23 protein-coding genes, 1 other RNA gene and 1 other annotated feature are annotated in these 25202 nt (G+C 44.2%); of the genes, 7 read left to right on the forward strand and 17 right to left on the reverse strand.

Features of this window, described 5'->3' with window-relative positions; all coding sequences use genetic code 11:
• Nucleotides 1-10: 10 nt before the first annotated feature.
• The 6 genes from NYR25_06350 to ezrA all read right to left on the reverse strand — a co-directional run bounded on the left by NYR25_06350 (nt 11) and on the right by ezrA (nt 9407).
• The gene (locus NYR25_06350) at nt 11-1285 is read right to left on the reverse strand and encodes a bifunctional folylpolyglutamate synthase/dihydrofolate synthase (GenBank protein ID UWF33214.1); all 1275 of its coding nucleotides are present in this window, start codon (nt 1283-1285) and stop codon (nt 11-13) included.
• Nucleotides 1286-1450: 165 nt separating this feature from the next.
• Nucleotides 1451-4114 (reverse strand): valine--tRNA ligase, encoded by a 2664-nt coding sequence (locus tag NYR25_06355; GenBank protein ID UWF33215.1) that lies wholly within the window; start codon nt 4112-4114, stop codon nt 1451-1453.
• Nucleotides 4115-4160: 46 nt separating this feature from the next.
• Nucleotides 4161-4370, reverse strand: a binding site (T-box leader).
• Nucleotides 4371-4412: 42 nt separating this feature from the next.
• Nucleotides 4413-4904: a thiol peroxidase gene (gene tpx, locus NYR25_06360; protein UWF33216.1), complete on the reverse strand. Its 492-nt coding sequence runs from the start codon at nt 4902-4904 to the stop codon at nt 4413-4415.
• 168 nt (nt 4905-5072) lie between these two features.
• Nucleotides 5073-6290: a tRNA 4-thiouridine(8) synthase ThiI gene (thiI, locus tag NYR25_06365; GenBank protein UWF33217.1), complete on the reverse strand. Its 1218-nt coding sequence runs from the start codon at nt 6288-6290 to the stop codon at nt 5073-5075.
• A gap of 12 nt (nt 6291-6302) precedes the next feature.
• Entirely contained in the window at nt 6303-7457 is a 1155-nt protein-coding gene (locus NYR25_06370; GenBank protein ID UWF33218.1) for a cysteine desulfurase, read from the reverse strand.
• 240 nt (nt 7458-7697) lie between these two features.
• Nucleotides 7698-9407, reverse strand: a complete 1710-nt coding sequence (gene ezrA / locus NYR25_06375; GenBank protein ID UWF33219.1) for a septation ring formation regulator EzrA — start codon at nt 9405-9407, stop codon at nt 7698-7700.
• A gap of 163 nt (nt 9408-9570) precedes the next feature.
• On the opposite strand from ezrA, the gene NYR25_06380 reads away from it, so the two are divergent.
• The 6 genes from NYR25_06380 (at nt 9571) to NYR25_06405 (ending at nt 13248) form a co-directional block, all read left to right on the forward strand.
• On the forward strand, nt 9571-10056 hold the full coding sequence (locus NYR25_06380) for a GAF domain-containing protein (protein ID UWF33220.1): 486 nt from the start codon (nt 9571-9573) through the stop codon (nt 10054-10056).
• A 181-nt stretch (nt 10057-10237) separates the two neighbouring features.
• Nucleotides 10238-10846: a 30S ribosomal protein S4 gene (gene rpsD, locus NYR25_06385; protein ID UWF33221.1), complete on the forward strand. Its 609-nt coding sequence runs from the start codon at nt 10238-10240 to the stop codon at nt 10844-10846.
• A gap of 57 nt (nt 10847-10903) precedes the next feature.
• Entirely contained in the window at nt 10904-12181 is a 1278-nt protein-coding gene (locus NYR25_06390; protein UWF33222.1) for a replication-associated recombination protein A, read from the forward strand.
• Nucleotides 12182-12220: 39 nt separating this feature from the next.
• A non-coding RNA gene (gene ssrS / locus NYR25_06395) (6S RNA) lies at nt 12221-12400 on the forward strand.
• 47 nt (nt 12401-12447) lie between these two features.
• Nucleotides 12448-12726: a hypothetical protein gene (locus tag NYR25_06400; GenBank protein ID UWF33223.1), complete on the forward strand. Its 279-nt coding sequence runs from the start codon at nt 12448-12450 to the stop codon at nt 12724-12726.
• Between the two features lie 66 nt (nt 12727-12792).
• Complete coding sequence (locus NYR25_06405; GenBank protein ID UWF33224.1) at nt 12793-13248, forward strand: universal stress protein; 456 nt, start codon at nt 12793-12795, stop codon at nt 13246-13248.
• Between the two features lie 54 nt (nt 13249-13302).
• Here the strand turns inward: NYR25_06405 and NYR25_06410 are convergent, their stop codons facing one another.
• The 3 genes from NYR25_06410 to NYR25_06420 all read right to left on the reverse strand — a co-directional run bounded on the left by NYR25_06410 (nt 13303) and on the right by NYR25_06420 (nt 16074).
• On the reverse strand, nt 13303-13869 hold the full coding sequence (locus tag NYR25_06410) for a DNA-3-methyladenine glycosylase I (GenBank protein UWF33225.1): 567 nt from the start codon (nt 13867-13869) through the stop codon (nt 13303-13305).
• Between the two features lie 47 nt (nt 13870-13916).
• The gene (locus NYR25_06415) at nt 13917-14972 is read right to left on the reverse strand and encodes a D-alanine--D-alanine ligase (protein UWF33226.1); all 1056 of its coding nucleotides are present in this window, start codon (nt 14970-14972) and stop codon (nt 13917-13919) included.
• Nucleotides 14973-15099: 127 nt separating this feature from the next.
• Nucleotides 15100-16074, reverse strand: a complete 975-nt coding sequence (locus NYR25_06420) for a DUF2785 domain-containing protein (protein UWF33227.1) — start codon at nt 16072-16074, stop codon at nt 15100-15102.
• Between the two features lie 178 nt (nt 16075-16252).
• On the opposite strand from NYR25_06420, the gene NYR25_06425 reads away from it, so the two are divergent.
• Entirely contained in the window at nt 16253-17677 is a 1425-nt protein-coding gene (locus NYR25_06425) for an amino acid permease (GenBank protein UWF33228.1), read from the forward strand.
• Nucleotides 17678-17891: 214 nt separating this feature from the next.
• Here the strand turns inward: NYR25_06425 and NYR25_06430 are convergent, their stop codons facing one another.
• From NYR25_06430 to NYR25_06465, 8 genes are all read right to left on the reverse strand, one after another.
• Nucleotides 17892-18656 carry a DUF975 family protein gene (locus NYR25_06430; protein ID UWF33229.1) on the reverse strand — a complete coding sequence of 255 codons (765 nt, stop codon included), beginning with the start codon at nt 18654-18656 and terminating at the stop codon, nt 17892-17894.
• Between the two features lie 7 nt (nt 18657-18663).
• Nucleotides 18664-19452, reverse strand: coding sequence for an ABC transporter (locus NYR25_06435; protein ID UWF33230.1), 789 nt, complete (start codon nt 19450-19452; stop codon nt 18664-18666).
• Nucleotides 19445-20311, reverse strand: coding sequence for an ABC transporter ATP-binding protein (locus NYR25_06440; protein ID UWF33231.1), 867 nt, complete (start codon nt 20309-20311; stop codon nt 19445-19447). Before NYR25_06440 ends, NYR25_06435 begins: the two co-directional genes overlap by 8 nt.
• Nucleotides 20308-20679, reverse strand: coding sequence for a GntR family transcriptional regulator (locus tag NYR25_06445; protein ID UWF33232.1), 372 nt, complete (start codon nt 20677-20679; stop codon nt 20308-20310). The genes NYR25_06440 and NYR25_06445 overlap by 4 nt, the downstream gene beginning before the upstream one ends.
• Nucleotides 20680-21016: 337 nt before the next feature.
• On the reverse strand, nt 21017-21832 hold the full coding sequence (locus NYR25_06450; GenBank protein UWF33233.1) for a MetQ/NlpA family ABC transporter substrate-binding protein: 816 nt from the start codon (nt 21830-21832) through the stop codon (nt 21017-21019).
• An 11-nt stretch (nt 21833-21843) separates the two neighbouring features.
• Nucleotides 21844-22524, reverse strand: a complete 681-nt coding sequence (locus tag NYR25_06455) for an ABC transporter permease (GenBank protein UWF33234.1) — start codon at nt 22522-22524, stop codon at nt 21844-21846.
• Complete coding sequence (locus tag NYR25_06460) at nt 22514-23551, reverse strand: methionine ABC transporter ATP-binding protein (protein UWF33235.1); 1038 nt, start codon at nt 23549-23551, stop codon at nt 22514-22516. Before NYR25_06460 ends, NYR25_06455 begins: the two co-directional genes overlap by 11 nt.
• A gap of 422 nt (nt 23552-23973) precedes the next feature.
• Nucleotides 23974-25188: a rod shape-determining protein RodA gene (locus NYR25_06465; GenBank protein ID UWF33236.1), complete on the reverse strand. Its 1215-nt coding sequence runs from the start codon at nt 25186-25188 to the stop codon at nt 23974-23976.
• Between the last annotated feature and the right edge of the window lie 14 nt (nt 25189-25202).

The raw sequence follows: 25202 nt of genomic DNA on the forward strand, positions 1-25202 counted from the left end.
AAGTAGCTAATTATTTCTTGAACAACGGTCGGACTTCGGATACGAAGTATAACGAACCGGTAACGATCACAACGTCTTGTGCGGTAGCTTGCCCCAAAATTTGGTGTAACGCCGTTTGCCAATTTGCTTCGTAATTAGCTTGCCGAGCCTCGCGAGCTAAAAGTTCGGTGGGTCGTACAACTTGACGGCGAAGTGGATTGTGAAAACTAGTTAGCGTTAGTTTGGCGTTTGGAAGCGAAAGTAATTCGTCAATCATCGGTTGAAATAGCTTATCATCCAAAATTGCTGCCAAGATATAAATCGTCCGGTCCGACCAGTAGGTTTGTAGCGACTGCTTTAAGGCTTGGATTCCTGGCAAATTATGTGCGCCGTCTAAAATTACCAAGGGGGACTGCTGCATTAATTCCATCCGGCCCGGCCAGCGTGCTTGCAAACTTGCTTGCCGAATTTGCGTTACGCTAAGTTGCCAACCTTGCCGGTGACTCAGTACTAAAGCAGCTTGCAGCGCTACGGCCAAATTCTGAAGTTGATAAACACCAAGCAACCCGCTCCTTAGACCGGTGAATCGCGTCGCTTGATTTTCAAAAGTACCTGGATCACCCGTCAACTTAAAGTCGTGATCCAACACCGTTAAGGGGGCTTCTCGTTGGCGAGCGACCCGTTTAATTACTGCGAGTGCTTCCGGGTCCCGGACCCCCGTGACCACCGGGACGTGCGGTTTAATGATTCCCGCCTTTTGCCGTGCGATTTCAGGCAGCGTATTGCCCAAGAGTGCCATGTGATCCCAACCCACGTTGGTAATCACCGAAACTAAGGGGGTGAATACGTTCGTTGAATCATACAAACCGCCGATTCCCACCTCTACCAAAACGATATCGACCGGGTGTTGAGCAAAATACAGAAACATCATTGCGGTGACAATTTCAAATTCTAGTGGGCCCCCTAACTTAGTTTGGTCCATCTCTTCCACGACCGGACGAATTTGATCAACGAGGTCAATAATATCCGCATCGCTAATTGGCTGGCCGTTGACCGCAATTCGTTCGTTAAACCTAGTGATAAAAGGTGACGTAAAGGTCCCAACCTTCCGGCCATCTTGGGCTAATAAGCTAGCTAAAAAAGCAATCGTAGACCCTTTACCGTTAGTTCCAGCAACGTGAACTGCTGGAATGGCTGCTTGGGGATTGCCCAACGCAGCTAAAAACCGTTCCATCCTTTTTAAAGTCGGAGCCTTGCGTAGCCGAGGTCGCCCGTGAATAAAGGCTAGCGCTTCATCATAGTTCATCTGTTTACCCCCTCACTAAAATTTTATTTAAAAAGGGCCGAGAAAAATTACATAATTTTTCTCAGCCCCTGATTTTCGTAAGTACTAACGGTTTTAATCGTCAATCTTAACGAGGTCGGGAAAAAACGTTTCCCATCACCTTAAAGTACTAAAATTTACTCGTTGCTATTTGCCAGAACGAATGTCCGCAAGTCGCCGACGGGTAGCCGCCAATTTGCCTTCGTAATCGGTCTTCTTGGCCCGTTGTTCTTCAACGACGGCTGCCGGAGCGTTGTTAACGAACTTCTCGTTTTGCAGCTTCTTGACCACCCGACTAACTTCTTGTTCGTATTTTTGCTCTTCCTTTTCCAAACGAGCAATTTCTTCGTCTAGGTCAACTAATTCTGCTAGCGGAATGTAAATTTCGCCATCGGTAATCACTGCCGACATGGAAAGCTTTGGTGCTTCCACCGTTGCCCCTAGTTCAAATTCTGCTGGATGACAGAAGCGGTCAATATAGTCGCGGTTTTCATTAAACAGTTTAACCAGTGCTTCGTTATCCGTCTTGATTAAGAGGTCTACAGGACTAGACATTGGAGCTCCCGCTTCAGAACGAATGTTTCGAACCGCCTTAATCAATTCAATCAAGTGGCTCATCCCTTCTTCAGCAGCCTCGTCAGTTAATTCTGGATGACTAACTGGGTAAGCAGCCGTTACTAGTGATTCACCTTCGTGTGGCATCGACAACCAAATCTTTTCAGTTACAAACGGCATTACCGGGTGTAAGAGCCGTAATGTTTGGTCTAGGACGTATGCCAATACGTTTTGGGTATTTACTTGAGCAGTTTGATCATCACCATTGAGAATTTCCTTACTCATTTCGATGTACCAATCACAGAAATCATCCCAAATGAAGGTGTACAATGCACGTCCAGCTTCCCCGAAGTCGTAAACGTCAAAGAAGTGGGTAACTTGTTCCACCGTGTGGTTTAGGCGACTTAAAATCCAGCGATCAGCAAGGTTAAGTTCGTTCAATGCTGGTAACTGTGGCTTATCAACTTGGTCTAAGTTCATGATTACGTAACGACTCGCGTTCCAAATCTTGTTAATAAAGTTCCAAGCAGCATCCAACTTAGTGTAGCTAAACCGCAAGTCTTGACCCGCCGTAGAACCATTAGAAAGGAACCAACGCAGTGCATCCGCACCGTATTTATCAATTACGTCCATTGGGTCGATTCCGTTTCCTAGCGACTTACTCATCTTGCGTCCCTGTTCGTCACGGATCAATCCGTGCAACAATACGTCTTTAAACGGCCGCTTGCCGGTAAACTTCAAGCTTTGGAAGATCATCCGGGCAACCCAGAAGAAGATGATGTCATAGCCGGTTACCAACGTGCTAGTTGGGAAGTAGCGCTTAAAGTCCGCCGCGTTTTCGTCCGGCCAACCCATCGTGGTAAATGGCCACAATGCACTTGAGAACCAAGTGTCTAGTACGTCGGGATCTTGTTCCCAGTTTTCAACGTCTTTAGGAGCTTCTTCGCCTACGTAAACTTCGCCAGTTTTCTTGTGATACCAAGCTGGGATTTGGTGTCCCCACCATAGTTGCCGGGAAATTACCCAATCGTGGGCGTTTTCCATCCACTGTTTGAAAGTGTGCTCGAAGCGTTCGGGGATGAAGTTAACCTTGTCGTCCGTGTCTTGGTTTGCTAACGCCATCTTAGCCAGCTTATCCATTTTAACGAACCATTGCGTCGACAAACGGGATTCGACTTGTACGCCGGTTCGTTCAGAATGACCCACGCTGTGGACAATTGGGTCAATCTTAATCATGTAGCCTTGGTCTTCGAGGTCCTTAACCATTGCCTTACGCGCTTCAAAACGATCTAGGCCTTCGTACTTGCCCGCGTTCTCGTTCATGGAAGCATCGTCATTCATCGTGTTGATTCGTTCCAGATTATGCCGGTTACCCACTTGGAAATCGTTAGGGTCGTGCGCAGGCGTAATCTTCACCATTCCAGTCCCAAACTCCGGATCCACGTACTGGTCAGCAATGATTGGAAGATGACGGCCTTGAAGCGGCAAAATAACTTCCTTGCCTACCAAGTCTTGGTAACGTTCGTCGCTTGGGTGAACAGCAATGGCAACGTCGCCGAACATCGTTTCTGGCCGAGTTGTCGCAATTTCGATGTAATTTTTCCCGTTAAAAGTAAAATCTGGATCTGCGAAGAAATACTTCACGTGGTAGAAGGCACCTTGGTCATCTTGGTGCTCTACTTCAATATCTGAAAGCGCAGTCCGCGCCTGCGGATCCCAGTTAATGATGTATTCACCCCGGTAAATCAAGCCTTCGTTGTATAAAGTAACGAATACTTTCCGGACGGCCTTAGATAGACCTTCATCAAGGGTAAACCGTTCCCGATCGTAATCGAGGGAGAGTCCCATCTTAGCCCATTGTTGGTGGATGGTGTCGGCGTACTCGTCTTTCCACTCCCATACCTTATCAATGAACTTTTCCCGGCCTAAATCATACCGAGAAACCCCTTGTTCACGGAGCTTAGCTTCCACCTTTGCTTGAGTGGCGATCCCGGCATGGTCCATTCCTGGTACCCAAACCGTATCGTAGCCTTGCATCCGCTTTTGCCGGATCAACATATCTTGTAACGTAGTGTCCCACGCATGGCCTAAATGCAATTTTCCAGTAACGTTAGGAGGCGGAATTACAATTGAATATGGTTTTGCTTTCTTATCTCCATTAGGTTTAAATAACCCCTTTTCGACCCACTCTTGGTAGCGGCCCTGTTCGACCTTTTGAGGTTCGTACTTGGTCGACATCTCAACTTCTTTGGTCATCAAACTTCACTTCCCTTTCCAAAATAAAAAGCACTTTCTTCCTAAGAAATAGGACGAAAGTGCTTCGCGGTACCACCTAAATTGGGCATACTTGCCCCGCTTTGTCTTTGATAACGAACGTGCTGTTCGATCCTTAGGCCTTCTAGCCTAAAGATTGGTTCATAAGCAACCCGATTTTCCGTGTTTAGAGACTCACAGCTCCGTCTCCTCTCTGAAAAACACCTTTGGAAAATCTCCTCTTAATCATCACCGTCAAAAATAATAATAAAGAATAAATCTTGGTACGTCAATTAAGTTTTTACAATTGTTTAATTACTTCTAGTGCAGCCTCATAGTTTGGCTCGGAATGTAATTCAGGAACGATTTCTCGGTAAATGATCTTACCGGATGCGTCAGCGATGAAAATACTCCGTGCTAAGTACCCTGCGTTTGGAATATACAGCTTCATTTCATACCCAAACGATAACTCATGGTCCGAGAGTACTTCCAGGTTATTCACCCCTTCAGCAGCGCACCAGTTTGCTTGGTCTTGCGGTAAATTGTTAGAAATTGTGACAAACCGGACCCCCGGATAATTATCCGCCTGTTGGTTAAAGGCCTTCGTTTGAATGCTGCAAATTCGCGTGTTTAAATCGGGCACCACGCTTAATAACAACGGTTTACCAAGTAAATCGCGCGTTTTAACCTTCGCGCCCTTCGCCGTAAAGACTTTAAACTTTGGTAATTGGTCGCCCACTTCGGGCGGATTGCCAACTAGTTCAACCTTTTGTCCACCACGTAATATTTCCATAGCCTTACGCTCCTTTATTTTAACAACTAGTTTAAATGGATGCTTTCCATTAACCCTGTTAAATAACTTAATTAGCCAACTAATCGCAGACTAAATTTCTCAATACCCAGCGATATTTACGTTAACCTTATCCCAAAACATCCCAAATAGCAACTAATCAATTTAGGCTTAAAGAAGTTCCGCAAAAACTTCTTCATTTTGGTTTAAAAATTCCTCGCCAGCGTGAATATTGGTGACCTGAACTCCCTCAAGAGCCCGCTTCATCAAACCTTCTACGTCAATCTTGCTTTCGTAATAACGGGCCTTTTCTAAGTCTGGACGCGTCTTCGGTGCTGGCGGAGCGAAAATTGTACAACAGTCTTCAAATGGCATAATTGATAAATCGTAGGTGTCAATTTCCTTAGCAATTTCAATGATTTCGTTTTTATCCATCGAAACTACCGGCCGAATAATTGGCATGGTGGTAACGTCGTTAATTGCCATCATGCTTTCCATAGTTTGTGAGGCTACTTGGCCAAGTGACTCACCGTTAAAGATAGCTAAGCCACCCCGTTTTTGCGCCAGTGCCACGGTTAACCGCAGCATCATTCGCCGTTGGATCGTCATTAAGTAGCCTTCCGGACACTTTTCCTTAATGGTCTCTTGAATTTCAGCAAACGGTACTTGCAAAAACTGGACGTTTCCGGAGTAAGCAGCCAACTTACCACTTAGTTCCTTGGCCTTTGCCAAAGCTTGTTCACTCGTGTATGGCGGGCTAAAGAAGTGGACCATTTCCATCTCAACGCCGCGTTTCATCCCAAGGTATGCGGCAACTGGCGAATCAATCCCTCCAGAAAGCATCATCATACCCTTTCCAGCGGTTCCAACTGGTAGCCCACCAGCACCATCAATTACTTCACTGGTCAGAAAGATTCCGTTTGAACGGATTTCCACCCGCAAAGTAATGTCCGGATTCTTCATTTTAACCTGGCTTTCCGGGAAGTGTTCTAAAATGAAGCCCCCTAGTTCCCGGTTCATCGTGTCGGTATTGATTGGAAAATCCTTATCCGAACGACGGGTATTGATTTTGAAAGTCATTTGGGGCTTTAGTTGTTCTTTCATCATTGCTAAAGCGCCCTCTTGGACGGCTTCCATTGACTTCTCGACTTTCAACATTGGGGACAAGTTTTGGATTCCAAAAACCCGTTTTAACCGGGCAATTACTGCAGCGCTGCTTGCTCCGTTTAAGGTTACGTGCGTCCGGTCCCGGTTGGGATGGACTACTACTTGTTCAAAGTCTTTCAAACTTTTACGGATATTACCACCCAAGCGGGCAATAAAATCTTTCCGGTTTTTTCCCTTGGTAGATAGTTCGCCGTAGCGAACCATAATTTCCGTATATTCCATAAAAACTCCTATCTAAGCGTTTTGATTAATTTTAGAAAAGTTTTGGTATAACTGGTCAAACACCTTGTTGAAGCGCTCTGCTTCTTCCATAGTGTTGGCACTGTCTAAACTAACGCGGACTGCGCTGGTCGAAATTTTTTGGTCAACATTCATGGCCGTCAAGGTGCTAGACGCTTGTTGTTTCTTAGAAGAGCAAGCGCTCGTCGTTGAAATGTAAATGTCGTGACTTTCAAATGCATGGACGATGGTTTCTCCCCGGACCCCCTTAATCGCAAAGCATAAAATATGGGGTGCAAAGTCGGGAGCACATTTCGAAAAAGCCACCACTTTATCAAAACTAGTTACGTGGTCATAAATTGCCTTCTTCACCGCCGCTTGGTGCGCAACTTTTTGCTTCTCATCAGTCAGTAACAAGCGCAGGGCCTTCGCCATCGCTACAATTGCTGGCAGATTTTCGGTACCGCTGCGTAAGTTCTTTTCCTGCCCCCCACCGGTCATCAACGGCGCAATTCGCCGACCTTGCCGGGCGTAGATAAAGCCGACACCCCGAGGGGCGTGGAATTTATGTCCTGAAAAGGTTACAAAGTCAACCCGGTCGTTCATGATGGCCGCTTGGATTCCCTTACCGATTCCCTGAACCGCATCGACATGGAAGTGAATCTTAGGGTAATCCTTTAACACTTCGGCAACTTCAGTGAGTGGCTGCACCGTACCGATTTCATTATTAACCGCCATGATGGAAACTAAAATCGTATCTGGTCGAATTGCATCCTTCAAATCTTGAACGCTAATCCGTCCTTCATCATCAACCGGTAAATAAGTAACGTCAAAGCCGAGCTGTTCCAACTGAGCCATCGTATTTTGCACCGCCGGATGTTCTACCGCAGTGGTAATCAAATGCTTCCCGTAGGCACGCTTTTCGATTGCGGTTCCCTTAATTATCCAATTGTCACCTTCCGTACCACCACTGGTAAAGAAGATTTCGTGTGGTTGAACATTTAACAAGTCCGCAATTTGTTTACGTGACTGCTCCAGCAAATTAAATGCGGTTTCCCCCATGTTGTGTAAACTAGACGGATTGCCCCATATTTGGTTGCTAACCTTTTGGTAAGTTTCTAAGACTGCTTTATCAACTTGCGTAGTTGCACTATTGTCAAAGTAAATCATTTTCCTCATCCCTAACTTAAAATCCCGCTTAATCACATTCCATTATTCTACTTACAAATGAGAAGCGTGTCAAAAAATCCCCTTTTTCCAAACCAGTTAAAATTCTACCTAATTTTCAAAAAATATCCATCCTAATTACGTAAAACAGAGGCCGAGAAAAAAATTTCCCAGCCTCCGTTGCCGCATTTTAAATGGTGGAACCTTAATTCTTACGTTAGTAGTTAGCTTAGCGTTAGTAAATTAATATTCCGTTTTCTTTTGTTGGTAGTAATTTTCCGTGATGTTCTCAATTGCTCCTGGCTCAACTTTATCTAGTGCCTTAGAAATCACTGAAAGACTTTCGTTGTAACGGTGATCCTTATCAAAAAGCTTTTGGGCTTGTTGACTAGCTGCCGCCACTTCTTCATCGGTGTGCCGGTAACGGTTGGCGTATTGAATAGCTGCTTCACTAATTGCGGCATCATCCGTTAAATCAGAAGTCTTCTTAATTAAGGTTTGAATATCCGTGCTGACCATGTCTAACTCACGGTTAATCATCCCCATGTTAATCCGCACTTGATTCATATCACTACCAACTTTTTCAATCTCGTCACTAACGACAAAGAAGTAATCCATGTACCCTTCTGGAATTCCTGGTAAGTTAAGGGTCTCTACGTGCCGCTTAATGTTATGAATCTCGTTATCATATTGTTGCAAACGCGTGCGCGCGTCCTTTTCACTGTCAACCATTTCTTGTAGTTCACTGTTTAAGGCCGCTTGTCGGTCTTCAATTTCAGTTAATTGTTCGTTTTCTTCCTTTAAGCGTTCCACGATTTCAGAGTAAACCACCGGTTGGTTAGTGATTCGTTCCGTATCCCGGTCGTGTTCGTTTCGAATATCGTTTAATTGCCCTTCCAGAACTTGACCTAAGTTGAGCTGGTCATCACTTAAAACGTAGCTTTGGTCCAGCCGAGCAATCTCGGAAAGCAACACCTTGTTTTGTTTTTCAGCGTGATCAAGGAATCGAGTAATTACGTTGAAGTTGTGCTCCACTGATTTGCGAGCGTCAATTTCGGTCTGCAAAATGTCGTATAATTCGTCAATCCGGATTTCAATCGCCTTATTATTAGCACGCACGGCATCCAAACGGAGGTTTCCGAGAGTTTCCAGATTGTCGTTAATCTTCGCTTTAATCGCCTTGATTTCATCCTTAACCGTATCGTTTTCAAAAGCGTAATTATGGTTAATCAATTGGTCATAGCCGTCACGAACTTCTTCGATTTGTGAAGGGAACAGATTGGTCAATTCATCATACAGTGCCGGAATTGCCTTAATTTCCGCTTCAATCTCAGTAGTACTTGCCTTCAGCTTTTTGAGTTGACCTTCCGCCTTTTCGTGGTCTCCAGCGTCAACAGTTTGGTTAAACGTATCAAAATCATCATTCAACCGGGATAGCTTTTCTTCAAGCAAGTCGATACTTGGCCCCAAAGATAAGTTTTGGTCAAGCAATTGCTTGCCAATTTCTTGGTACTTCATGCGCAAGACCTTGACCGCGTCACGCTGTTCTTGATCGATTCGTTGAATATTATCCAACTGGTCGTTCAAGCGTTTGGTCTCCTCTTCAATCGCATCTAAAGTTTCACTAACCGTTGAAATATCTTTCCGCGCCTCAAAAATCTTCATATCGTTGATATTTTGACGCGAATGGTTAGCAATATCTTCAACTTCGGGCAAGCGGTGATCAATGATTTCTTGATAGTCATTTCGGATGTTATCCAAACCGACCGCAGATGATCCGGTTAAGTTCATTGAAGATACTTCCATTAACTTCTGGCGGATCGGTGATTCGCTAATATCCGCCTTGCGGTTTAACAGTTCATCGACCTGTTTTAGTAAATAACGTTGATATGCGACAATCCCGAGGTAGACTAAAATCGCTACCACGATGACTGAAATCAATACTATGATCATATCTAAAATCCCATCCTTCTTGCTTCACTCAATTCCTTATGAAAAACTTGCATTTTAAGATTCTTCAATTTAGAATTTAATCCATTATAAATTATAGCATACCCTATCTACTGTTAAAGCAGTGATTTTAATTAAACTACTCGAAAATCAGGAAGTGAACGTTATGTCCAAGACAATTGCTCCAATCATCATTGACCAAATCGACGCCCTTTTAACCGGCGAACCACACCCGATTGCTAACCTCGCTAACGCAGCAGCGCTGTTGTATAGCGAAATTAGCGACATTAACTGGGCTGGTTTCTACCTATATCACTCAGCTACCGATGAACTGATCCTTGGGCCCTTCCAAGGTAAAGTGGCCTGCATGCATATTCAAAATGGAAGCGGAGTGTGTGGGACAGCTTTAAAACGTCAAAGTACTTTACGAGTTGATAACGTTCACGAGTTTCCGGGCCACATTGCCTGTGATAGTGCATCTAACTCTGAAATTGTAATTCCTTTAATGGTAGAAAAGCAACCAATTGGCGTTTTAGATATTGACTCACCTAGCTTAAAACGCTTTAGCGCTGCTGATGAACGGGTGCTTAACGATTTTGTTGACAGTTTAATGAAACACATTGACAAGTCCGTTTTGCGTGCGTTAAACTAGCAGGAGTGTAAAATAATGCAGCGGTGGGCGGTAAGCTCGTCAACAGATTGTTGCCTTTTTAATGGTTAATTAGTACCCTTAGCGGCTGCAAAGGTGAAAATTACAGAGCAATCTGCACGAATACTAAACCCACATTTGTTTATTTTACTCCAACAAAAATAATTTATTGGAGGATTTTTTAATGTCTAGATATACAGGTCCAAGTTGGAAAGTTTCTCGTCGTCTTGGTATTTCATTGTCAGGTACTGGTAAGGAATTGGCTCGCCGTCCTTACGCACCTGGTGACCACGGTCAAAACAACCGTCGTAAGATTTCTGAATACGGTATGCAACTTCGCGAAAAGCAAAAGTTACGTATGATGTACGGTTTAACTGAACGTCAATTCGCAAACCTTTTTGATCGTGCTAGCAAGATGCGCGAAGGTGTTCCAGGTACTAACTTCATGATCTTACTTGAACGTCGTTTGGACAACATGGTTTACCGTTTAGGTTTGGCAACTACTCGTCGTCAAGCTCGTCAATTAGTAAACCACGGTCACATCACCGTTGATGGCAAGCGCGTTGATATTCCATCATACGAAGTTGAAATTGGTCAAGTAATCGGCGTTCGCGAAAAGTCAAAAGATCTTAAGATCATTAACGAAGCTGTTGAAGCAGTCGTTGGACGTCCACAATTCGTTCAATTCGATGCTGACAAGCTTGAAGGTTCACTTGTTCGCCTTCCAGAACGTGACGAGCTTGAAGCGGAAATCGACGATTCACTTATCGTTGAATACTACAACAAGCTATAATAGGAAAACGGCTGCGGCCGTTTTTTTATTTACTTTCATTTATTTTGAGGAGGAAAAATGCAACCATTAGCATACCGGATGCGTCCCCGGACCCTTGAAGAAGTTGTTGGGCAAAAGCACTTAGTTTGCCCAGGAAAAATCATTAACCGGATGGTCAAGGCCAAGCGGTTATCTTCCATGATTTTATACGGTCCCCCCGGAACCGGAAAGACTAGTATCGCTAGTGCGATTGCTGGTTCAACTAAGTACGCGTTTCGCATGTTAAACGCAGCTACGGATTCTAAAAAACAACTCCAGATTGTTGCCGAAGAAGCAAAAATGAGTGGGACGGTCGTTCTCTTGCTCGATGAAATCCATCGACTAGACAAGACTAAGCAAGACTTTTTGCTTCCCCACTTGGAAAGCGGCCAGATTATTTTAATTGGGGCGACTACCGAGAACCCGTACATTAATATCAATCCGGCGATTCGCAGTCGAACCCAGATTTTTGAGGTTAAGCCACTTTTACCAGCTGACATTAAGGAAGCCATTCAAATGGCCCTCCAAGACTCTGAACGCGGATTGGGTGACCTTCCCCTCAAGATGGATGAAAACGCGTTGCAATTTGTTAGCGAGGCAACCGGAGGAGATTTGCGAAGTGCGCTAAACGCGGTCGAATTGGCGGCCCGGTCAACTTCACCAGACGCCAAGGGTAAAATTCACCTCACTTTGGAAATACTTCAAGAATGTCTCCAAAAGCGGGCTCTCACCCAGGATAAAGACGGGGACGCCCATTACGACGTGATCTCAGCGTTTCAAAAATCGATCCGGGGAAGCGATACGGACGCGGCATTGCATTACATGGCCCGGCTTTTAGAAAGTGGCGATTTAAAGAGCGTTATTCGGCGGTTACTGGTGATTGCTTACGAAGATGTGGGACTGGCTAATCCTCCCGTATGTCAACGAACGGTCGCGGCAGTCACCGCTGCGGAACACATTGGGCTGCCCGAAGCCCGGATTCCGCTTGCCAATGCCGTAATTGAGTTATGCGTTTCTCCCAAATCAAATGCTGCGATTACGGCGATTGACAATGCCCTCGGGGACATTCGCGATGGCAAAATTGGTGAAGTCCCTGACCACTTGCGGGATGCCCACTACCAAGGCGCAAAGGCTTTAGGACGGGGAACCGACTACCTTTACCCGCATAATTACCAAAACGACTGGATCCCACAGCAATATTTGCCTAACGAGTTAAAAAATGCCAGTTACTTCAAGGCGAAGGGCAATAGCCCCTTTGAAACTAAGATTTACGAACAGTACCAAAACTTGAAAAATTCACAAAAATCAGGACTTTAATATTGTCTTTTAGGCAAACAGTATAGTACTATAAATGTGAAGAAACCGAGGCATGCGAGAAGATTGGTTTCATATTCTTCCAACAAACATCTAACCGGGAACTCGGATCGCACGTGAATTGTAGGCTCGTAAGCGAGAAACATGCAGCGTGTGTATGGGTACCCACCTTGCCTTTTGGGTTAGATCCTGGCCAATCGGAACGGTGTCGTTAGTTCTTCCCCCACGTTAGGTGGGGCTTTTTTTATATCACGAAAGTAGGTTATGTTATGTTAATTCCAGGTTTAATGGTTGTTTTTTCACTTATTATTTTTTATATCGGTAACTACCTTTACCGCCATCAACACCGCGATTTTATGTTATTTAAACCCTCCGCTAACCCACTTTTGAGTAGTAGTCTCCGAATCATCGGTATTTTACTCATGACCGTCAGTCTCCTAACCTTGATTGCGGGAATTAGTGGCAGCACCCCCTTGATCGTGACCGGGTTGGTATTGGGAATTGTGTCAACCACGGGCACGCTGCTATTTTTATTAAAATTTTTATAGCAAATTCCTTTTTATTTTCTAATTTTTAACGTACAATTAGTGTAAATAGATAGGGGTGGTTATGTTATGGCTCAACAATATAAGCATATTCTCGTACCAGTAGATGGTTCTAAGGAAGCAGAATTAGCCTTTCGCAAGGCGGTCGCGGTAGCTAAACGTAATGATGGCGCAGAATTGCATCTTCTTCACGTAATTGATACCCGCGCTTTCCAAAATATTTCTAACTTCGACAACGCAATGGTGGAACAAGTTACGGAAACTGCTAAAAAAACGTTAGATCGTTACGTTGAAGAAGCTAAAAACGATGGTTTAGAAAACATCGCCTATTCAATCGAATACGGCACACCAAAGGCCGTGATTTCTCAAGACGTACCAAAGGAATTGCATACGGACTTAATTATGATTGGTGCAACCGGACTAAATGCTGTTGAACGCTTATTAATCGGTTCAGTAACCGAATACGTCACCCGGACAGCAACTTGCGACGTGTTGGTCGTTCGTACTAGCTTAGAAAACAACTAAATTAAGACAAGAAAAAAACGAGGTGGAATAAATCCCCTCGTTTTTTTGTGTAGCTTACCAGCCCCCTGCTTGTCGTTGCGCACAATTAATCCAGTGCCCATTAAGTAGTCCCGCATCTTGCAGAAAGAAGCTGACGTTCCGTGGGCCGATAAACGTAAAGCCCTGCTTTCTCATCTCCTGACACACTCGTTTAGCGACTGGATGTTGCACCAACACTTTTGCATTAGTACGCTGATGCAAGTCCAGTGGTACAAAGCCAACTTGTGCCCATAGCCAATCACTAAAGGACTGCTGGCTGTCATTCATTTGTTGAATCACCTGCGCGTTATGGATCACTGCTCGTAACTTACGCTCATTTTTAATCATTAACGGATCCCGCAAAAGCTGCTGGACCTTAACTTCCGAATAATTACCGATTGCATCAATTTGCCAATGATCCATAACGGAGGCCATTTCCGGGAGCTTAGTTAATACCAACTGCATTTTCAACCCCGACTGAAAGATTTGCCGCGCTAAACTCTCAAATAACTCTTGGTCAGTAAAGACCGGTCTGCCCCACACCTCGTCATGGTATCTTTGTAAAACCGGGCTAGTTGCAGCCCATTGGCAACGTTGTCGCATAAAAAAACCTCCTTTAGATGTAGTTACTCTAAGGGAGGTTTTTTTATTTATTTTTCTGCTTCTTGATAAAGCTTTTGTTTACCCAGAATAATGCTTTCGCAGAGGTCTTCATAACTGATTCCCGCTGCTTCAGCTTCTTGTGGGAGAAGGGATAACGGGGTCATCCCCGGCAAGTTGTTTGCTTCAATTACGTAAACACCCTGGTCGTTAACCAAGAAATCTACCCGACCATAGTTGGTCATTCCCAATACCTTCATGGTTTTCACCGCAACTCGTTTCATTTCGTCATGGACTTCTTCATCGATGTCCGGCGGCGTAATGAATTGGGTGGTTGTCCCGGTCTTAAACTTGTGTTCGTAGTCGTACCAACCGTCATTAACCACAATTTCAATCGCGGGCATGGCTTGTTCGTTAACTACGCCTAGTGAAAATTCACGTCCGGTAATAAATTCTTCAACAATGATTTCATCATCAAAACGATAAGCGTCCCGTAACGAATCAGCTAGTTCCTTTTCGTCATGAACAATCATCGTTCCAACACTTGATCCCCCACTATTTGGCTTAACCACTACTGGAAAACCAAAATCTAACTGAGGATGAATCCCGTCTTCTTCGTGGAGAACAACAAAACGTGCCGTCTTAATATCGTTATAAAGCATAATTTCCTTTGAAATCGCCTTATCCATCGCAATTCCCGATGCCAAAGTCCCGCTTCCCGTATACTTGATATCATTCAGGTCTAAAACAGCTTGTACCTTACCATTTTCGCCATCACCACCATGTAAAGCGAGGAAAACAAAGTCGGCGGCCCGGAGGATCTCTAAGACATTCTTCCCAAACAATCCAACCGTACCATCCGTTCGAAGTTTTTCGATATCAGCATCCGTTAAAACGTCCGTCTGAATCTCGTAATCCGAATCCGTATTACTAGTCTTAAAAACATCTTCAACTGTTTGACCTTCTTGCAGTTCATACCCCAAGAAAAGATCGATCATCGTTGCTTCGTGGCCCTTAGCACGCAAAGCATCGGTGATTTTTGAACCAGAGGAAAGTGAAACATTTCGTTCCGTACTCTTTCCGCCAGCAAGCACCGCAATTTTCATTTTTTTCACCTCATGTGTAAGATAATTACAAACCTGAGTTTGCTCCGCCAATTATCAAACGTTTTTTGAAACTCAAGTATACCACAAATCAGCTTCAAGAATGAAATGAAAATAAAAATTAATCTATTTAAATGGTAAAATCGTTCGAATCTTCCAAATATTCCACCACTGCTTTAGCCATATTAGAATTTAGCATCATTGCCTGTAATAGTCGCTGTCGATTGAAAATAGCGTTCCACATTGCCTGGGTTTCCCGAACCTGCGTTGACGCTAGCGCCCGGCGCCATTCTCGGAGTTCAATTAATAAGAACTGCTGATAAACATCGTCTTCTAGCAGCTGATCCGCGAAGTAGACCGCTAACCGGGTTGGTTCGCCATATATTAGCGGGGTTTTAAGCCGCCGGAACTTTTCGATGACCGTCGCCATCAGTAGGATCTTATCTGCCCGAAGCAATTCTTCGTCACTAGCCAATTCGTCTAAAACGTTCCCGATGTGGGTATAAGCGTGCACCCACCCATGGTCAGCTACGTATCCGCGGGTATCATTTTCCAACATGATGTACAGTGCCAATTGTTCAACTAACTTAGTTTTACGAGCGTGGTCGATAAATGCTGCTCCCGCGCGGTCAATATAAATCAACGATGCCAGCATCATTACCGCGAAGGACCGTAAAAAGGCCGCGTCATTTTCCCCTTCGTTAATGTGTGCGAAGAGGACCTGGTCACTTGTTAACCGGTCAAACGTGCGCACCATTTGCGACTTAGTTAAAACTTGATTTTGAATGAGGTCGTTAAAAAGATAAAAGACCCCCTTGTCCCGAATAATTGGGTTGGGCGACCCTAAATGCTGCAGCATTAAATCAAGGTCGGCATCGCTAAGCGTCTCCATTTGACCCTTGCCTAGAGCAGTCCGGACTCTTTGAAGCAACTCTTCGATACCATCGTGATCATCAGGCAGTGAAACTGGTTTAACGGGTTGGTTGCCATCCGCAGAATCAATGATTGTACCCACTGCCCGGCCTAAGGAAGCAAAAAGCTTTCCTTGTTGCAGTCTGACACGGAGCTGTTTTAGCTTTTGGCGGGTTGTTTCGATTGCATCCATTTTTCGTACTCCTCTTCTTTATTACTACTTTGATTCTAACACTTTCCATAACCTACACGAAGAAACATGCCGCTACCATTTCCGGAAAAACTTTCTTTAAATTAACAAATGATTAAAAAATGATGATAATTTATGTTATGATGTTTAAATCAGATACTTTTTATGAGGGGGAAAGCTGATGAGTTCATTCATAAAAAAATTTATTCATAAAGAAGATCCTTCCCAATACGAGGATAAGGACGCCAACTTGGTGCGCACGTTGACCGTCAAAGATTTCCTTTCGTTAGGGGTGGGAACCATTGTTTCAACCACTATTTTCACACTTCCAGGAGTTGTTGCCGCTGAGCATGCGGGCCCTGCGGTGGTCCTATCATTTCTTGCCGCGGCGGTCGTTGCCGGTTTAGTCGCCTTCGCCTACGCAGAAATGGCTTCGGCAATGCCCTTTGCTGGATCTGCGTATTCTTGGATCAACGTAATTTTTGGGGAAGGTTTTGGTTGGATTGCCGGTTGGGCACTTTTAGCCGAATATTTCATTGCGGTCGCTTTCGTGGCTTCTGGACTTTCCGCCAACTTTCGGGGACTGATTTCTACGGTAGGCTTAAAATTGCCCGCTGCTTTGGCAAATCCGTTTGGTACCGATGGGGGCATTATTGACATTGTCGCTTTAATTGTGATTTTGCTCGTCGCCATTCTATTGGCCTGTGGAACTTCGGAAGCCGCTCGGATTGAAAATGCCTTAGTAGTTTTAAAGGTTCTGGCAATTATTTTGTTTATTATCGTGGGGATTACTTCGGTTCACTTATCTAACTACGTGCCCTTTATTCCCCATCCGCGAGTATTGCCTGATGGTAGCCACTTTGGCGGTTGGAGTGGCATTTACGCCGGGGTTTCAATGATTTTCTTATCATACATCGGTTTTGATTCAATTGCTGCCAATGCTGGCGAAGCTAAGGATCCCCAAAAAACGATGCCCCGTGGAATTTTGGGCTCCCTAGCAATTGCGGTGACCCTCTTCGTAGCGGTCGCCCTTGTACTAGTGGGAATGTTCCATTACTCTAACTACGCTAATAATGCGGAACCAGTCGGCTGGGCACTGCGAACGGCTGGACACCCCGCAGTGGCTAGCTTAGTGCAAGCCATCGCGGTAATCGGGATGTTCACCGCCCTAATTGGAATGATGATGGCCGGTTCGCGATTACTGTATTCATTTGGCCGAGATGGCATGCTACCAAAGTGGCTTGGTAAACTCAATCGCCATCAATTGCCTAACCAAGCTTTACTATTTTTGACGGTAACCGGAATCATTATCGGTTCCCTATTCCCGTTCGCCTTTTTAGCGCAGCTAATTTCGGCGGGGACGCTGATTGCCTTCATGTTCGTTACGTTAGGAATTTACGCCTTACGCCCCCGGGAGGGAAAAGACATTGCGGTACCAAGCTTTAAAATGCCTTTCTACCCAGTTTTACCAGCGTTAGCCTTTTTAGGAACGTTAGCAGTATTCTGGGGACTGGATTACCAAGCTAAGTTATACTCGTTGATCTGGTTTGCAATTGGCTTGGTAGTATACCTAGCGTATGGGGCAAGGAATTCAAGGATCAAGTAAAGCAACCGGAGCAACTGGACAATCTCTGAAGATCAACAAAATTCGTGGTTTAACCGCAGATTATACGATCGAAGCTCAAGTTGGGTTAGCTCCTTTCAAAGACCTATATAATCAAAAATCCCTTCTAAGTTTATGAGTCCTACACGGCTCGAAACTTAGAAGGGATTTTTTATTTAATTCATTTTAACTTAACTAACGCCGTCCGTTGTTAAAATTAGGCAAAAATTTCTGGCACCGCCTGTTTACCACGCTTTTTAACTAAGTCGTCGTAAAACGCCGCGTAGACCCCGTTACGGTATGGGATGTACCATAGGAAGCCAATTCCGAAAGTGATCACGCTTAAAATGTACCAACCAATTAGTGATAATTGGAGAAGGAAAAATTGGGCTTTGTACCCATCCATTAAGCGCCGACTAAACGTAATAAAGGTGACAAATTCAAATTGGTCCGTCAACTGTCGTTCTTGAGCATCCTTATACAACAAATACGATTGTGAATAGGAGTAAAACTTAATGATTGCGGGAATTACCAATAGAATCGACCACAACGTTAAGAAGATAAACTCGAATAAAAAGATGGCTAACGTTGACGTAAAGTACTTCCGACTAAACGTTTGGAATGGTGTGCCCCATGAAGGCACTCGCATACGATTACGTAGCCAATCTAGCGTACCGTACTGGATCCCTACCGTAAAGAATGTCGCAATCGCTATCGAGAGAAAATCGCGGGCCATCCCCGATCCTGAATATGCGGAGTTAACGCTTGCGGCCTGATCGTAATTAGTAGCCTGGTGCAACGTTGCTGGATCAGTTTGGGTAAACACCACTAACGCAATTCCAACCACCGTCATCACCAAAAAACTAGTGAAGGCCGCGCTCAAAATCGGCAAGATGTTGGCTTTAATGGCCGCCATCCAATTTCCCCGATACGTTTCCAAGGTCCGTTTTTTTAGTGCTTTAATACTTATCGAATCATTCATTAAAAGGCTATTCTCCTCGCTTCAGTCTTAAACGCACGTTTAACCACCTTGAGATTGCTAAACATGCTACCAATAATATTAACATAATTACGGTAGGAATTATCGGGTTAAGATGGCCCATGGTTCCGGTATCCCCCAGGATAAATCTAATCAAATCATCGATTCTTTCCCACGTGATAACCTTCTCACTAATCATTCGCCCAATAATTGTAAAAATCAAGATTAACGCTAACGGAATTCCGACCACGATCACCCGTTGCTGCCGGCGTTTAAGCAACGCAAAGAGGGCACCTAACATCATTCCTCCTGCAGCAACCAGTAATAAGAACACCAGGTTAGTTAAAATCATTGAAAGCACGTTAAGAACGCCGTTTTTATAGAAATGGCCGTAAAAGGCCCAGTAAAGAGAAGTGTTTTTGTTTTGGTCCCCCATTAGAGAAAGTGCGTTAACTATTAATCCATAAATAATTGCCACAACCGTCAAAGCTAGTAGTGAAATCAATTTAGCGATCCATCCCGTACGTCGGGAAACCCCGTTTTGAATTAAAAAGGCAAACCGTTCGTACGTTAGAAAACCACAGTAAAATATTAAGACTACGTTAACAAAAATTGCCCCAAACGATATTGTGTTTAACTGGGCTTCGATCACGTTGAGGGTTCCCGAAAATCCCTTACCAATTAGGTTAATAAGCGCTGGGACTCCCAAGATTAACCCAATAATCCACGCGTACGCGATTAAAATCAGGCGTAAATAATTGCTTAAATCGTACTTAACTACCGCCGCAATTTTATTCATGAGTTTCTCCCCCGTTTGTCAAATTAATAAAAAGCGTCTGCAAATCCATCGGGTCAATATTAATTTCGTCTGGAATTGGTCGGTCATTTAACGGTCCATATACGTAATTCGCCTTAATCCGAGCTAGGCGGTCGCTGCCGATCACGTTCAAGCCCTCAGTATACTGATCAACTGCCTGAGCAGGTCCGCTGATGGTATAAGCATTTGCTAAGACCGCCTCGGTTTCATCATCAACCACTACCCGACCTTGATCAATGACCATGACGTGTTCGATCAGGTTGGCAAATTCTTCGATCAGGTGGGTTGCAATTACAAAGGTCCGGGGCTTTTCTGCGTAACTTTCTACTAGCGCATTATAAAAAATTTCCCGGTGGTTAGCATCCAGCCCTAAAACTGGTTCATCTAAAAAAACGTATTCCGCTGGAACGGATAACGCGACGATTAGTTTAGTGATTGTGCGATATCCTGTAGAAAGATGGTGGAAAAGCATGGACTCTTTTAGCCCAAATTGTTTGCTTAACGAATGGGCCAACTCGCTATTAAAGTTGCCGTAAAAACTAGCGGTCCATTTAAAAATATCCTTAACCCGGACGTTTTTGGGATACAAATCAACTTCACTCATTAAAAATAATTTTCCAAGCTGCCGATCGTTATCGCCAATCAGTTCGTTATCTAACTTAATTTCGCCTTCATCAGGTCGAATGCGGTTCACCAGCAAATTCAATAAGGTACTCTTACCAGCTCCGTTGCGACCTAGCAAACCGTAAATTTTATTCGGCTCTAAAGTTAGCCCAATGCCGTTTAAAACTAAATGATGGTCAAAAGTTTTCGTTACTTGCCTTACTTCGATACCCTTCATAACGATTGATACCCCTGTTCAATTAATTTTTTTAATTCCGTTTCGGTAATGTTTAAACGAATTGCTTCCTTAACAACGCCCACAACGTACTTTTGGTAAAAATTTTGTTGGCGGTCTAAGGTAATCTGTTTGCTCGCCCCATGAACCACAAACATTCCGACTCCCCGGTGTTTTTCTAAGAGGTTCCGGGCCACCAGCTGGTTCATCCCCTTTAAAACCGTTGCCGGATTAATATGAAATTCTTTGGATATTTCCGTTGTGGAGGGGATTTGTTCTCCTTCTTTAAACCCGCCCGTGAAAATTGCATCCTCAATTTGTTGAGCGACTTGGAGATAGATTGGCTCACTGCTATTAAAGTTAAAATGCATAAAATCCACCTTCAAATTCTATTATTTTTCAACCTAATTACTCACGTAACTAACTATATGGGTTCTGCGGGCAAAAGTCAATCGTTGCCCGCCTGCTAAGCAATTAATTATTTTGCTCCGCTTCTCGCAAAAAAGCGTGGTCAAAAATCGGGTAGTTTACGAACACTAACTTAAAATTGGCCATTATGCTTGAATCTGGCATAATGACCAATTTAGGGTTAGGGACATAAACTGACGTTTGACCCACGTTTTGACTCTCCAAAGTCGGCACGCCAAAATATTTTTTCCAACCGTTTTCTTTGACTTTCACAATATTTTTTAATAGCAGTTACCTTACCTAATCAACCGGAGCAACGGCGCCCTTAAAGTGTTGCTTGATCCATTTTTGCGTTGACTTAGATTTCAGTTCCTTCATCAATTTCTTAATAGCGGGGCGGTTCTTTTCATCCGGTCGGATAGCGACAATGTTGCTGTAAGGGGAAGCTGACGTTTCCGTTGCGATAGCGTCTTTTTGCGGATTCAAATGTGCTTGCACCGCGTAATTAGAATTAATCACTTCCGCGCTCCCCTGCTTATTTTTAAGCAATTGGGGCATAATTTTAGGCTCGTAGCCTGTTTTAAATTGTAGATGCTTAGGATTCTTAGCAATATCGCTAAACTTCGCCTTAGTGAGGTCGGTACCCTTTTTCAAGGTGATTAATCCGGCATCCCGAAAAATCTGGAGCACCCGACCATAATCGGAAACGTTATTGCTAACTAAAATCTTCGCATTTTTGGGTAAATTTTTTAATGAATCATATTTTTTAGAATAAACTGCGATCGGTTCTAAATGGACCGCACCCGCACTAACCAAGTGTCCATGGTTTTTTTCGTTCCATTCCTTCAAGAATGGTCCGTGTTGGAAATAATTAGCATCGATATTCCCACTTGCCAATGCTTTATTAGGCAAAACGTAATCTTGGAAGGTTTTAATATCTAGTTCAACCCCCTCCTTTTTGAGGGCTGGTTGGATATGTTTTAAAATTTCCGTATGGGGCACTGCCGACGCCCCAATCGTAATTTTTTGCGTATCCGTAGATTTCTTCCCGCAACTCGCTAAGAATAGGAGTGCCACCAAGATACTGACTCCGTAAAATAATTTGTTTCTTTTCATTTAACCACTCCCTAAACTAACCGTTTATCAATTTTCTTAACCAACCAATCACCAGTCCACTGTAAGGCAAAGACGAATAGTACGATTAAAACCGTGGCCACTAGGATAATAGCTCCGTTGTACTGCAGAAAGCCATTATTATAAGCTAAAGCCCCTAGCCCGCCGGCACCGATTGCTCCAGCCATGGCAGTGTAACCCACCAACGAAATCGCGGTAACCGTGAGACCTGAGACTAACGCCGGCATGCTTTCTGGTAATAAAACTTTGAAAATAATGGTCGATTTTTTTGCTCCCATAGCGGCGGCCGCCTCTAACACTCCGGAATCAATCTCCCGAAACGCCATTTCGACTAACCGACCAAAAAACGGAGCGGCGGCCAAAATTAACGAAGGTAACGCCGCGGTCGGCCCCACAATGGTGTGTACCAACACGTTGGTCACCGGGATTAAAATTACAATTAAGATGATGTACGGAATCGACCGAAATACGTTTACTAAGAAGGAAACTAGCCAATTAATTAGCCGGATTCCCCAATTTTTGCTATCCCGCGTTTCAAAAAGCAGTAACCCGATCAATAACCCTAAGACAGCGGTGAAAACAACCGCCACTAGCGTCACCCAAATTGTCTCCCAAGTTGCTTGGCCCATTTCATTCCAATCCACGGTACTAAAGTCTAAGATACTACTGTTCATCACTAACTACCTCCGTTTCCACCCTTAATTTGCGTAGAAAACTTACCGCGCCATCCAATTGGTTTTGGGGTCCGGTTAATTGGACGTACAAGCTTCCAATTGACCCCTCTTGAGTTTGTTTAATGTTTCCGGCAATGATGTTTAAAGCCACCTCGGGAAACTCGTGCACCATCTCTGAAACGATTGGCAACTTAGCTTGATCGCCATGGAAAGTTAACCGAACCACCCGACCATTTGGATTTTGATCCACTAATTCATCTAAAATTAATTCCGTGTCTTGTGGTGTGGGGTCAGTTTCTGCCGTAATGAAGCGTTTAGTTAGTGCCTGTTGAGGATGCTTAAAGACGTCTAAAACTGCGCCACTTTCGATAATCTTTCCCCCGTCTAAAACGGCCACTTGGTCACAAATTTTACGAATCACGTGCATTTCGTGAGTAATCAAGACAATCGTAATTTTTCGCTTGCGTTTAATTTCTAATAGTAAATCTAAAACCTCATCGGTAGTCTGGGGATCTAACGCACTCGTTGCTTCATCAGACAAAAGGATCTCTGGGTCGTTTGCTAACGCCCGGGCAATCCCTACCCGTTGTTTTTGTCCGCCAGAAAGTTCGCTAGGGTAACGGTCTTCTTTTCCGGTAAGTCCTACCAACTCAATCAATTCCCGGGCCTTCTGCTCTCGTTGGGCACGGCTAACGCCAGCAATTTCTAAAGGAAACATGATATTGTCCTTCACCGTCCGGGACCATAAGAGGTTAAAATGTTGGAAAATCATCCCGATTTTATGACGTTGTTGGGCAAGTGCCGCCCCGGCGAGTTGGTTAATAACTACGTCGTTAATCTTAACTTCTCCGGTAGTAGGCTTTTCCAACCCATTTAGCATCCGAATCAAAGTTGTTTTTCCCGCTCCTGAATACCCAATGATGCCAAAAATTTGGCCGTCCGGAATCGCCAAATTTACGTCTTCGATTGCGTTCACCGGACCAGTCTTCGTTGTAAAAGTTTTGGATACCTTCTTAAATTCAATCACTTCAATTCCCCCTTTTAAACAAAAAAACTTTCGCCCGAGAATAGTGCTTAGCACCATTCTCAAGGACGAAAGTTTATCGCGTTACCACCTTGTTTTTCTGCCATCTCACGAAAGCAGACTCTGCGGGTCCATCAACCCGTGCGCTATATTGGGCGCTCCCACGATTTGCTCGCATACTGCTCACCAATCACTGAAATAACCAAAGACCATCTTCGACAGCATTCTCGATCCTTTTCCACCACCCAAGGACTCTCTAAGCGTAGAATTGCTGTCTACTCATCTTTTTTTAATAATTTGTTAATACGCTAAAGTATACCTTCCCATCTCAAAGGTTGTCAACAATTAAATTATAAAAAAGAACCCTTTCACCTAAGAGCCCCTTATAAAGGAGTCCCTGCAGAAAGGGTTCTTCAATTAAGTTATTAAAAATCAGCATTTTCTTCGATGCTGGTCTTACTGTACGAGTAGTAATGATAACGCATCGACATTATTAGCCCAATTCCAATCATGTTTCCAATTAACGCGGAACCACCGGCACTCACGAAGGGGAGCGGAATTCCGGTCAACGGGAGGAGTCCGATGTTCATTCCAATGTTTTCAAAAACGTGGAAGAGAATCATCATGATTACTCCGGTAGCTACGTACGCGTAAAACTCATTTTTAGTGTCAAAGATTACTTGTAAAATTTTATAAATCAGTAGGAAATATAATCCAATCAGAACAATACTTCCAATGAAGCCGAAGTTTTCCCCAATTACGGAAAAAATCATATCGGATTCACGAACCGGTACGTTAACGTTAGATACGTTAAATCCCTTACCAAATAGCTGTCCAGAACCAATTGCTTTCATACTTTGCCAAAGCTGGTAGCCTGAATTAGTGGTGTCCGAAGACGGATGTAACCAGTTGTCCACCCGGGCAAATTGGTAACTTTCAAACCCAACCTTTTGAAGCAACGCTTGGCCCCACGGAAGCGCAACGAGCATGAGGGTTGTACTCCCTAAGACCACCATCCCCACAAAGGACGGAATTAAAATTCGCCACGTTACTCCCGAAACCACTACCAACCCAATGAAAATCGCGATGAAGACTAACATGGTCCCAAAGTCGTGTTGGAGTAGTAAAAGGATCGGAATTGGCAACGTCCACAATGCCATAATTCCAATTAACCGCCAGTCTGATTGAATCGTGCGATTCTTCACCCGGTGATTATAAACCGTGATGACCCGCGCCATCATTAAAATATACGCGGGTTTCATAACCTCGGACGGCTGGAAGGTAAATCCCCCAAAGGCAAACCAGCTCTTGGCCCCCGTATTTGCGGCATAAGAGCGGCTGTACAAGAAGAGCACCAGGATAAGTAAAACGATCCCTGCACCGTACGCAATCGGTGCTAACCACCAGAGTTGGTCAGCATCAAACTGCATTAGTACAACCACGATTCCCACTCCCAACAGGTACCAAATCAGTTGGGAAAAGACCTGTCGAAACACGCTCGTGGCACTAGTATCGTGCGTAGCAGCTACATAAATCGATGCCAGCCCAATGATGGCTAACATAAGTACCGGAAAGATAATTCCATAGTCAATGCGGGAGCTGTCGTCTTTGCGTGCTACCCGAGAATCATTTCTTTCCATCGAAGTAGCTCCTT

It is taken from the genome of Pediococcus acidilactici (assembly GCA_024970065.1).
GTDB lineage: Bacteria > Bacillota > Bacilli > Lactobacillales > Lactobacillaceae > Pediococcus > Pediococcus acidilactici_A.